The sequence below is a fragment of the Sulfitobacter sp. genome, from assembly GCF_039977885.1.
In the GTDB taxonomy this organism is placed as follows: Bacteria; Pseudomonadota; Alphaproteobacteria; order Rhodobacterales; family Rhodobacteraceae; genus Sulfitobacter.
Map to the genome: position 1 here is coordinate 113,120 of NZ_JBDWCI010000008.1, position 11,490 is coordinate 124,609.

At 56.9% G+C, this 11,490-nt stretch carries 14 protein-coding genes; all 14 read left to right on the forward strand.

The window, feature by feature from the left end:
• Positions 1-40 precede the first annotated feature (40 nt).
• The 14 genes from ABJM03_RS05165 (at position 41) to ABJM03_RS05230 (ending at position 11,484) form a co-directional block, all read left to right on the forward strand.
• On the forward strand, positions 41-1,267 hold the full coding sequence (locus tag ABJM03_RS05165) for a cyclopropane-fatty-acyl-phospholipid synthase family protein (protein ID WP_348297530.1): 1,227 nt from the start codon (positions 41-43) through the stop codon (positions 1,265-1,267).
• Between the two features lie 125 nt (positions 1,268-1,392).
• A complete protein-coding gene (locus tag ABJM03_RS05170; RefSeq protein WP_348297531.1) occupies positions 1,393-1,806 on the forward strand; it encodes a DM13 domain-containing protein in 414 nt (137 codons plus the stop codon).
• Positions 1,807-1,891: 85 nt separating this feature from the next.
• Entirely contained in the window at positions 1,892-2,281 is a 390-nt protein-coding gene (locus ABJM03_RS05175; protein WP_348297532.1) for a hypothetical protein, read from the forward strand.
• A gap of 156 nt (positions 2,282-2,437) precedes the next feature.
• The gene (gene rlmJ / locus ABJM03_RS05180; RefSeq protein WP_348297533.1) at positions 2,438-3,217 is read left to right on the forward strand and encodes a 23S rRNA (adenine(2030)-N(6))-methyltransferase RlmJ; all 780 of its coding nucleotides are present in this window, start codon (positions 2,438-2,440) and stop codon (positions 3,215-3,217) included.
• 32 nt (positions 3,218-3,249) lie between these two features.
• Positions 3,250-3,546: a DUF1330 domain-containing protein gene (locus tag ABJM03_RS05185; RefSeq protein ID WP_348297534.1), complete on the forward strand. Its 297-nt coding sequence runs from the start codon at positions 3,250-3,252 to the stop codon at positions 3,544-3,546.
• A 141-nt stretch (positions 3,547-3,687) separates the two neighbouring features.
• On the forward strand, positions 3,688-4,125 hold the full coding sequence (locus ABJM03_RS05190) for a TerB family tellurite resistance protein (protein ID WP_348297536.1): 438 nt from the start codon (positions 3,688-3,690) through the stop codon (positions 4,123-4,125).
• A 28-nt stretch (positions 4,126-4,153) separates the two neighbouring features.
• Entirely contained in the window at positions 4,154-4,588 is a 435-nt protein-coding gene (locus ABJM03_RS05195; protein WP_348297537.1) for a TerB family tellurite resistance protein, read from the forward strand.
• Between the two features lie 114 nt (positions 4,589-4,702).
• Entirely contained in the window at positions 4,703-5,476 is a 774-nt protein-coding gene (locus tag ABJM03_RS05200; RefSeq protein ID WP_348297538.1) for an amino acid ABC transporter ATP-binding protein, read from the forward strand.
• Between the two features lie 33 nt (positions 5,477-5,509).
• Positions 5,510-6,238: a transporter substrate-binding domain-containing protein gene (locus ABJM03_RS05205; RefSeq protein ID WP_348297539.1), complete on the forward strand. Its 729-nt coding sequence runs from the start codon at positions 5,510-5,512 to the stop codon at positions 6,236-6,238.
• An 80-nt stretch (positions 6,239-6,318) separates the two neighbouring features.
• Positions 6,319-7,200: an ABC transporter permease subunit gene (locus ABJM03_RS05210; RefSeq protein ID WP_348416613.1), complete on the forward strand. Its 882-nt coding sequence runs from the start codon at positions 6,319-6,321 to the stop codon at positions 7,198-7,200.
• The gene (locus ABJM03_RS05215) at positions 7,200-8,006 is read left to right on the forward strand and encodes an amino acid ABC transporter permease (RefSeq protein WP_348297541.1); all 807 of its coding nucleotides are present in this window, start codon (positions 7,200-7,202) and stop codon (positions 8,004-8,006) included. Before ABJM03_RS05210 ends, ABJM03_RS05215 begins: the two co-directional genes overlap by 1 nt.
• A gap of 98 nt (positions 8,007-8,104) precedes the next feature.
• Positions 8,105-9,439: a glutamine synthetase family protein gene (locus tag ABJM03_RS05220; protein WP_348297542.1), complete on the forward strand. Its 1,335-nt coding sequence runs from the start codon at positions 8,105-8,107 to the stop codon at positions 9,437-9,439.
• Between the two features lie 3 nt (positions 9,440-9,442).
• Positions 9,443-10,126: a type 1 glutamine amidotransferase gene (locus ABJM03_RS05225; RefSeq protein WP_348297543.1), complete on the forward strand. Its 684-nt coding sequence runs from the start codon at positions 9,443-9,445 to the stop codon at positions 10,124-10,126.
• Positions 10,126-11,484 carry a glutamine synthetase family protein gene (locus ABJM03_RS05230; RefSeq protein ID WP_348297544.1) on the forward strand — a complete coding sequence of 453 codons (1,359 nt, stop codon included), beginning with the start codon at positions 10,126-10,128 and terminating at the stop codon, positions 11,482-11,484. Before ABJM03_RS05225 ends, ABJM03_RS05230 begins: the two co-directional genes overlap by 1 nt.
• Positions 11,485-11,490 lie beyond the last annotated feature (6 nt).

The window sequence follows — 11,490 nt, forward strand, 5'->3', positions numbered from 1 at the left end:
GACGGAATGTTGCACGGTCCAAGATTGAGGAAGCCCAAACATGCTGCAGCAAAAACTCTCGAACCGGTTCGAAAAAAGCATCAAAACCGGCTCGCTTCAGGTCACCTATCCCTCCGGCACGACCGAAACATACGGCGATGGCACCCTCAATCCGCTGCACCTGCGCTTTGCCGATGAAGAGACCATGAAAATGGTCTACTCCGATCCCGAGCTGCAATTCCTTGAACGGTATATGCACGGCAAACTGCTGATCGAGGAAGGAAACATCCACGATCTGATCCTGCTCGCCCGTTTCAACAAGATGAAGAAAACCTTCATCACACCGCCTGCCGCCGCACGCACGGCCATGCGCATTCTTGAACGCAAGATGCAGCGCTCGATCCTGCCAGATGCCGCACAGCGCAACGTGGCCCATCACTATGATGTGGATGCCGAGCTGTTTAAGCTCTTTCTTGATGATAACATGCAGTATTCCTGCGGTTATTTCGAAAACGGCGACGAGACCCTTGAGCAAGCGCAGGTCAAGAAAATGCGCCACATCGCCGCCAAAATGCGCCTCACCGAGGGCCAGCGCATCCTTGATATCGGCTGTGGCTGGGGCGGCATGTCGCTGTATCTGGCGCGCACCACCGGCGCCCATGTCACCGGCGTCAGCCTGTCCGAGGAACAAGTCCGCGTGGCCAACGCACGTGCCGCCGCCGAAGGGCTGTCGGACCGCGCCCAGTTCAAACTGCTCGACTACCGCAAAGTCACCGGCCAATTTGACCGGATCGTATCCGTGGGCATGTTCGAACATGTCGGCCTGCGCCACTACAAGGAATACTTCAGCACCGTGAAAAAGCTGCTGGCCCCTGACGGCGTGTTCCTGCTGCATTCCATCGTGCGCCCCAAGCCGAACCGCTATAGCGCGCCCTTTGTGGAAAAATACATCTTCCCGCAGGGGCAAATCCCCTCTCTGGCCGAGGCAATCGCCCCTGCCGAGCAGACCCAGCTTCAGGTCAAGGATGTGGAAATCCTGACCTACCACTATGCTGATACCATCCTTGAATGGCGCGAACGCTTCCGCGCGAATAAGGACAAGGTGATCGAGATGTACGACGAAACCTTCTTTCGGATGTGGGACACCTACCTCACCGGCTCCGAAGTACAGTTCCGCCATGGCCGCCTGTGCAATTTCCAAATCCAGTTCGTCAAACGTAATTCCGAGGGCCCGCGCAACCGCAATTATATCGCCGAAAACGAGGCCGCACTCGCGCAGAAAGAGTGATGCCCGCGCAAGTTGTTTAATGTTTCAAGGACCTACAATCACTTGATCTACCGTGATGGCCGCAGGTCTAGCTTAATTTCGCAACCTGCTCATACTCTGGATCACGTTATTCAAAGGAGTAGACCATGACACTGACACGCCGCCAATTTACAGGGCTCTCGATTGCCGCCACTGCCGCTGCCACCTTGGGCGCAACCCCGTCATTCGCCGCCGCTGCAAAGCGCACAGGCCAATTGTCAGGTCGCCAAGGCTACAAAGTCAAAGGCACCGTTGCCGTTGAGAAAAAAGGCGGCCAGACCACCGTCATCCTCGAAAGCGATTACCTGTTCGACCCGAACAAAAACCCGCCAGACATCAAAATCGGTTTTGGTAACAACGGCAAATACGCCAAAGGTTCGAAAATCCACAACAAACTGACCGTGAAAAAAGGTGCCGCGTCTTTCAAAGTGCCAAAAGGCATCGACACAGACAAATACAGCGAACTCTACATCTATTGTGAGCAGTTCACCGTCATTCTGGCTGTTGCAAAACTCGCCTGATCCATACTCAGAGCCCCACAAACGAAAGCCGCCGGAAACGGCGGCTTTCTTTCGTTATCGCAACCCGGTCAGGGGGGGAAGACACGTGTACCAGCAGGATTCCTTTTTTGATCTCAGCGCATGGGGCCAATTCGGCCTTGTCGTGATTAGCACCATACTATTTGCCATCACGCTTGCGGTTGCATGGCACGGTCTGCATCGCCTCGGGCCAATAATGCGCATCGCGGGGGCGTTTGCCCTGCTGTGGCTGTTTGTCTGGCTCTCGCCGCAGGTCTATTACATGTATTACTACATGATCTTTCCCGATCTGCCGCTGCAATGGGTGATCTGGCCGCCATCCGGCCCCGCGAAACCAATGCAATTGCTGTTCTTCCAATATCGTGCGAATCTATCAGCCCATAGTCAGGGCCTTCTGGGTTGGTGCCTGATCGCCGCCCCCTTTATCAGATCGAGGTGCCACCGCGCGCGCGGTTAATCTCCCCCATTCCCTGCGATTGTCTGCACGGGCGGTGTACACATGGTGCACATTGTGTGACATCGGCAAATCCCTTTGCCCTATGGCCTTAACCCCTGCATCGGGCCAAACGCGGAATACCGTTGCGCCCAGCCCCCTATTCGCTACACCCGTTGCATGCTTAGTTACCAACATATCTATCACGCCGGAAATCTGGCTGACGTTCACAAACACGCGCTGCTGTCGTGGATGCTGTCCTATCTCACCCGCAAAGATAAGCCTCTGAGCTATATCGAAACCCACGCAGGCCGCGCGCTTTATGATCTCGAGGCCGAAGAGGCGCTCAAGACAGGCGAAGCCGCCGCTGGCATCCGTTCGGTGCGGGACTGGTTTCCGGACACCCAACCATACGGTGACGTATTGAACAAGGTAGCAGCAGAGGATGGCCCAAACGCCTACCCCGGCTCCCCCATGATCGCCGCGCATCTGCTGCGTCCCGCCGATCAAATCCATCTGGCCGAGCTGCACCCTCAAGAGAACGCCGCACTTGCACTGGCCATGTCCCCGACATCCGCCAAAATCCACCTGCGCGACGGGTTTGAAACCGCCTTTGCGTTATGTCCGCCAACCCCGCGCCGCGGTTTGTTGCTTATTGATCCCAGCTATGAAATCAAAAGCGATTACAACGATATATCTCGCCATATCCCCAAACTAAACCGTGCGTGGAACGTAGGCGTTATTGCGCTTTGGTATCCGATTTTGACCAACCGCGCCCATGAACCGATGCTGGATGCTCTCATGTCGCAGCACCCGCAAGCCCTGCGCCACGAGGTCCGCTTTGCCCCTGCCCGTCCGGGTCACGGGATGGTCGGCTCCGGCATGTTTGTCCTGAACCCACCCTACGGGCTGGAGGATGAGGCAAAGCGCCTGACTGCTCAATACGCAAAGCTGCGCTAGGGTGCCGCAGCATACAGAAGGGAAACGATCGCATGGCGAAAAAGGGATATTGGATCGGCAACATAGATGTGCGCGACGCTGCCGTTTATGAAAAATACCGCGCTGCAAATGCCAAACCCTTTGCCGATTTCGGCGCAAGGTTTCTGGTGCGCGGCGGCACGCAACAGGTCCGCGAAGGCAACGCATTTGCCCGAACGGTCGTGATCGAATTTCCCAGCTATGCCGAGGCAGTCGCCTGCTATCAAAGCGCCGGTTACCAAAACGCCAAAGACATCCGCATGTCAGTGGCCGATGGGAACCTGATCATCGTCGAAGGCTATGACGGATAACCCCGATCATCCCCACCCGCGCCCCCATTTGCCGCCACCCATACAAGATATAGCAGCCTTGTCATCAATCGTGACAAATACGCCGCCATTTTGCACCCGATAGGGTTTGGCAAACACCACGATCTGGGGTAACAATTTTCTATGTTAGAACGCCTTTTCCCGCGCCGTGCGCCCACGCCTAAACCGCTTCCGCAACCCAACGCCCAGCTTGCGCTTGGCGCGCTTTTGGTGCGCGTGGCCTTGGCCAACCGCCAGTATGTTGCGACCGAAGTCGCCCAGATTGACAAAATTCTGGCCGCCACTTTCACCCTTGGCCCGATCGACGCGGCCAAACTGCGCGCCGAATGCGAAGCACTTGAACGGCATGCCCCCGGCACCCCCGAATTCGCCAAAATCCTGCATCAGGAGGTCGGTTATGCCGATCGCAAGGCGCTCGCCGATGCCATGTGGGCCGTGGCCATCGCAGACGGCCGGCGCGACGATGATGAAGAGCTGCAATTGCTGGCAATTGAAACCGCCCTCGGGCTCAGCGATGCCGATATTGCCGCCGCGCGTGAAAATGCGCTTGGCCAATTGTAAATACGCGCCCCCTAGCTAGGTTATATACATGTTTGCAGATTTCCTCAAAAGGCTGACTGATCCAGCCCCCGCCCCATTGGCGCGCACCGATGCGCGTCTGGCGCTGACCGCTCTTCTGGTCCGCGTTGCCCGTTCGGATAATGATTACTCTGCTGCTGAACGCCGCAATATCCAAAGCATCATCACCAACCGTTACGGGCTGGACGATGAAGGCCGTGATGCCCTGCTCGGCGATGCCGAAACCCTCGAGGCCGAGGCCCCGGACACAGTCCGCTTTACCCGCGCCATCAAAGACGCCGTGCCCTACGAAGACCGCCTTGAGGTCATCGAGGCGCTTTGGCAGGTTGTCTTGGCCGACGGTGCCCGCGCCAAGGAAGAGGACGCATTGCTGCGGCTGGTTGCCAACCTTCTGGGCATCTCTGACATGGACAGCGCCCAAGCCCGCAAGCGCGTAGAAGGCTAAATACTAAGCGATCGCAAAAAAATCAGGAAAAACGCCTCTGCTTCTGCGTTGCATAAGTTCAGATTCTCGCGTCATATCTTCTCCACCATTACACAAACAGGGCCGCACATAGCGATGTCAAACACACCCGTTATCGAAATTCGCAACCTCCACAAAGCCTATGGCGCATTGGAAGTTATCAAAGGTGTGAGCATCGAAGCGCCCCGAGGGCATGTAATCTCGCTGATCGGGTCGTCCGGCTCGGGCAAGTCGACGTTGCTGCGCTGCTGTAACCTGCTTGAGGATTGCCAACAGGGCGATGTCCTTTTCAAGGGTGAACCGGTAAAATGGCGCGGCAATGTCCATGCCCGCCGCCCCTCGGATGCCGCCCAAGTGCTCCGCATCCGCACGAACCTCAGCATGGTGTTTCAGCAGTTCAACCTGTGGTCCCATATGACAATCCTGGAGAATGTGATGGAGGCTCCGGTGACCGTTCTGGGCCGCCCCCACGCAGAGGTCGAAGCGGCCGCGCGCAAATATCTCGACAAGGTGGGGATCGGCAACAAATGCGATGTCTATCCCGCACAGCTGTCTGGCGGCCAACAACAACGCGCCGCCATTGCCCGCGCGCTGTGCATGGAGCCCGAGGCCCTTTTGTTTGACGAACCGACCAGCGCGCTTGACCCCGAGCTGGAGCAGGAAGTGGTGCGCGTGATCAAGGATCTTGCCGCCGAAGGGCGCACGATGATTATCGTCACCCACGATATGAAACTGGCCGCAGATGTATCGGACACGGTCGTGTTCCTGCATCAGGGGCTGATCGAAGAACAAGGGCCACCCGAGACATTATTTGGCGCGCCCAAATCAGAGCGACTGCGCGGGTTCCTTTCTGCCACCCACGCCGCATAAAAAGTAAAATTGTTCACCAACAGGAGACATAAAATGAAAAACTTGATCCTTGCGTCGACGGCGCTGGCTCTTACTGCAGGCATGGCATTTGCCGAAGGCCAGACTGTCCGCATGGGCACCGAAGGTGCCTACCCTCCCTATAACTTCATCAATGACGCCGGCGAAGTAGACGGCTATGAGCGCGAAATCGGCGACGAAATGTGCAAGCGCGCAGAAGTGACATGCGAGTGGGTTACAAACGAATGGGATAGCATCATCCCCAACCTCACATCCGGCAACTATGACACCATCATGGCCGGCATGAGCATCACCGAAGAGCGCAAGGAAGTTATCTCCTTCACGCAAAACTACATCCCACCGGCCTATTCAGCCTATATGGCGCTTTCCGCGGATGCGGATCTGACAGGCGGTGTGATTGCCGCACAGGCCAGCACCATTCAAGCAGGTTATGTCGCTGAAACCGGCGCGACACTGCTGGAATTTGCAACCTACGACGAAACGGTTGCTGCTGTGCGCAACGGTGAGGCAGATGCCGTGTTCGCCGACAAAGACGCATTGGTTCCTGCCGTTGAAGAATCCGGCGGCGAGCTTTTGTTCGCAGGTGCGGACGTCCAGCTTGGCGAAGGTGTAGGTCTGGGTCTGCGCCAGTCCGATACCGAACTGAAAGACAAGTTCGATGCAGCCATCACGTCCATGAAAGAAGACGGCACCATCAACGCCGCGATCAAAAAATGGTTCGGCGAAGAAGCCGCAGCTTACTAATAAGCAACTACACAAAAAGGGGCGCGTCTGTCGCGCCCCTTTCCTATTGAATATATCCCGATCTCCGAAAGACTTGCGCCATCTTTAGTTTTTGCTCAGACCCTTCACAGCTCGACGGCCTTAAATGGCTCGGTTGCTACCTGACAACGGGCAAGCACATGAACCTCTATTGGTCCGTGCTAACCGTGTTGTTGCTGTTGGCTATTACCGCCCCTGTCGCACTTGCATTCGGCTTTGCCGGTGCCTCTGCTGCGCGCTCTGCGTTCGCGCCGCTGCGCTGGCTCGGCAAACTTTATATGGCTGTAGTGCGCGGTATTCCGGACATCGCATTTTTCCTGTTCTTCGTGATCGCGCTGGATCAGGGTATCGAATATCTGCGCCAAAAGGCATTATGCCCCGATTGGGATGAACCACTTCGACAGGGCAGCGATTTCATCGTATGTCCGGCAGCCAAGATGCCCCTCAACACCGCGTCGCAATGGGTCCATGAGGCTTACGGCTTCACCTTGGCTGTTGTGACCTTTGCGATCGTTTTTGGCGCCTTTGCGGCCAATGTCCTTTACGGTGCCATGCGCGCTGTGCCCAAGGCACAGCTTGAGACAGCCGCCGCTTACGGCCTGTCGCCCCGACAGACATTCCGCCGCATCCTTATTCCGCAAATGTGGGTCTATGCCCTGCCCGGTTTGGGCAACCTGTGGATGGTTCTGATCAAGGCGACACCGCTGCTGTTTTTGTTGGGGGTCGAGGATATCGTCTATTGGGCACGCGAGCTTGGTGGCTCGAAAACAGCGCGGTTTTCTGACTATCCGCACCCCGACTGGCGGATGTGGTACTTTTTAGCGCTGCTCGTATTCTATCTATTCGTCACCCATCTTTCCGAAAAACTGCTCGCGCGGGTAATGGCCCGCCTCACACTCGGGCAAGCCACGACAGGTGGCGAAGCACAAAGGAAAGCCGCGTAATGAGCTGTATCCAAACGATTCAGGACTACGGTCTACGCTCCATCGGTTTTGGTGAGCGGTTGCTTCCACGCGAAGACTTTACCCTGTGCGAACAATTTACACTGATCGGCTCCGGCATGATCTGGAACGTGTATTTCGGGCTGATTGCGCTGGTGTGCGGCTTTTTCTTTGCCACAGCTTTGGCACTTGGCAAGGCAAGCCCGCGCGCTGCACTGCGCAAACCGGCGGAATGGTTTATCTTTATCTTTCGCGGCTCGCCCCTGTTTATCCAGTTCTTCTTTGCCTATTTTCTGTTCCTCAGCCTCAAATCCGTCTCGCCGGTGTTTGACGCCTTCACCTCAGCATGGCTGGGCGCGTTGATTGTATTGTTCCTCAATACTTCGGCCTATTCCGCCGAAATTTTCTATGGCGCACTGCAATCCATCCCCAAAGGCGATGTAGAGGCCGCAGACGCATACGGGCTTACGGGATGGCCGCGGTTCAAGCGGATCGTCTGGCCCACCATGCTGCGCCTTGCATGGCCTGCCTATACGAATGAAGCGATCTTTTTGTTTCATGCGACGACATTGGTCTATATCTCGGGGTTTCCTGCATGGCAGCAACGCGGCGACGCGCTGTATTACGCCAGCTATTTTGCGGATAAGACCTTTAACCCCTTTATCCCTTACCCGATCCTTGCCGGATATTTCATTTTGCTAACCTTGGCGATAATCGCGGCGTACGGGCTGATGAACCGCAGGCTCAACCGACATCTGCCAAGCGAACAGAAACAAAAAATTCGCTTGCGCCCCAATCTGGTCCGGTAGTATCAATAATTTGATCAAATCTAGTGGCGCTGGCCACAGGCTGTTGATGAGCCATACCTCCGGCCCCAACATGTGCCAGCCCACCTTAAGGGTGACCTATGCACAATTGGCTTCGAAAAAACCCCACCGTACGCACCATCCGCGTGGCTGCTGCCGACCTTAACGGGGTGCCTCGCGGCAAACGCATCCCCACGCGCTTTGCTGATAAGGTCACACAGGAAGGCACACGTTTTCCTTTCTCGGTTCTCAACCTCGATATCTGGGGCGAAGATATCGAAGACAGCCCTCTGGTGTTTGAAAGCGGCGACCGGGACGGTTTGCTGATGCCTACCGAACGGGGCTTTTTGCCGATGCCGTGGCTCGATGCGCCCTCGGCGTTGCTGCCGATCTGGATGTTCCACGAAGACGGCCGCCCCTATGCCGGCGACCCACGCCATGCCTTGCGCGCGGTACTTGACCGTTTCAAGGCCCGTGGCCTGACCCCTGTCTGCGCTGTCGAGCTTGAGTTCTTCTTGATCGACGACAGTGGCCGCAAGCTCCAGATTCCTGAATCGCCACGATCCGGCAAACGCCGCAAAGGCGCAGATACATTAAGTATTCGCGCGCTGGACCAGTTTGACCAGTTCTTTACCGATCTCTATGACGCCTGCGAAGAAATGGACATTCCCGCCGATACCGCCATTTCCGAGGCCGGTCTGGGCCAGTTTGAAATCAACATGATGCATTGCGATGACGCCCTGCGCGCCGCAGATGACGCATGGCTGTTCAAGATGCTGGTACGCGGATTGGCCCGCCGTCACGGCTTTGCCGCGAGTTTTATGGCCAAACCCTATAAGGATTACCCGGGCTCAGGTCTGCATACGCATTTCTCGGTGCTCGACAGCGAAGGCAACAACGTCTTTGACAATGGCGGACCCGAGGGCACAGCCCTGATGCGCCATGCCGTGGCCGGCTGTCTGGAGGCCATGGCCGGATCTGCGTTGATCTTTGCGCCCCATGCCAACAGCTTTGACAGGATGGTACCGGGCAATCACGCCCCAACCGGTGTCAGCTGGGCCTATGAAAACCGGACATCATCAATTCGTATCCCCTCGGGCAGCCACAAGGCGCGCCGGATCGAGCATCGCGTGTCGGGCGGTGATGTGAACCCCTATCTGATGCTGGCCGCCGTGTTGGGTGCCGCGATCAACGGGATTGAGGACGGCAAGGAACCGGTCGCCCCGATCACCGGCAATGCCTATGCTGCTGACTTGCCGCAAATCCCGCACACATGGACCACAGCAATCGACGCCTTCGAAAGTGACCCTGCAATGGCCCGTATCTTTGCCCCTGAATTGGTAAGCAACCTGATACTGACAAAACGCCAGGAGCTGCATTATATGGCAGAGCTTAGCCCTGCCGAGCAGGTCGAAATCTATTTGGATACGGTATAAAAGATGAAAATAGGCATCCTTCGCACGGGTCACTCTCCGGACGGGCTGAAAGAAAGCCTCGGCAATTACGACCAAATGTTCGAGAAACTTCTGGCCGGACATGATTTCACCTATCAGACATTTTCAGTGGTGGACGGGGATTTCCCTGCTGGCCCGCAAGATGCTGACGGCTGGTTGATCACCGGATCCAAACACGGGGCCTATGAAGATCACGACTGGATTGAGCCACTTGAGGTGTTGATCCGCGACATTCAAACCAGCGGCAAGCCCATGGTCGGCGTCTGCTTTGGCCATCAGATCATCGCGCAGGCGCTTGGCGGTACGGTTGAAAAATTCGACGGCGGTTGGTCCGTGGGACGCACGGAATATACCATGGACGGTCGTATTGTAGCGCTAAACGCATGGCATCAGGATCAGGTGACCACCCTCCCCGAGCGCGCGCGTGTCGTCGGGTCTTCGGATTTCTGCGCCAATGCGATGTTGGCCTATGGCGATACGATCTGGACGCTACAACCCCACCCCGAATTCGGAGCCGATTTTATCGACGGGCTGATCAAAACGCGCGGCAAGGGGGTTGTCCCTGACGCCCAGCTCGAAGCCGCATCAGCCACCCTGACAACCCCGACCGACAACGCCACAATCGCCGATCAGATGGCGCAATTTTTCAAGAGGAAAGCGAGGGCCTGATGGCCGACTGGAAAGACACCCTGCCCGAGGCCGCAACGGCCTATCTCCATAACCGCAGACTGGATGAGGTGGAATGCATCATTCCGGACTTGCCCGGCATTGCGCGCGGCAAGGCGGTGCCAGCCTCCAAATTTTCGCGGCAAGACAGCTTTCATTTGCCTGACAGCATCTTTTACCAAACCATCACCGGTGAATGGGGCGAAGCTGCTGGCGCCGAAGGATTTATTGAACGCGACATGATCTTGCGCCCTGACATGTCCACCGCCACGGCCGCCCCCTGGACCGCTGACTGGACGTTGCAGGTAATCCATGACGCCTATGACCGCGACGGGAAAGTGGTCGAATTCAGCCCCCGCAATGTGCTCAAAAGGGTGGTCGCACTGTATCATGCGGAAGGCTGGGAACCCGTCGTCGCCCCCGAAATGGAATTCTACCTGACAGCGCGCAATCTGGACCCCGCCCAGGCGATCAAACCGATGATGGGGCGCTCGGGCCGACCGGCAGCCGCCCGACAAGCCTACTCAATGACGGCTGTGGATGAATTCGGCCCCGTAATCGACGACATCTATGATTTCGCCGAAGCGCAGGGGTTCGAGATCGACGGCATCACTCAGGAAGGCGGCGCAGGCCAGCTTGAGATCAACCTGCTGCATGGCGATCCGGTAAAACTCGCCGATGAGGTGTTCTATTTCAAACGGCTGATCCGCGAGGCCGCCATGCGCCACGACTGCTACGCCACTTTCATGGCCAAACCGATCGAGGACGAACCGGGATCGGCCATGCATATCCACCACTCGGTGCTGGATATGAAGACAGGCAAAAACATCTTCTCGAATGCAGAAGGCAAAGAGACCGCGGCGTTTATGAATTTCATCGCAGGGCTGCAAAACCACATGCCCAGCGCGCTGGCAGTAATCGCGCCTTATGTGAACAGCTACCGCCGCTACGTCAAAGATCACGCAGCACCGATCAACCTCGAATGGGGTCGTGACAACCGGACAACCGGCATCCGCGTTCCCCTCTCCAGCCCCTCTGCGCGGCGGGTCGAAAACCGTCTGGCCGGCATGGATTGCAACCCCTATCTTGGCATTGCCGCCTCTCTGGCCTGTGGCTATCTGGGCCTCAAAAACGCCGAAACTCCCCTGCCCGAATTTACCGGCGACGCCTATGAAGGCGAAGGCGATATCCCCCGCACAATGGGCGAGGCCCTGCGCGTGTTTGACGAAGCCCCGGAACTGCACGACATTCTCGGCCCTGAATTTGCGCGGGTCTACCGGATTGTGAAAGAGGCCGAATACGAGGAATTCCTACAGGTCATCTCGCCGTGGGAACGCGAGCATTTGCTGCTGAATGTCTGAGTGCGC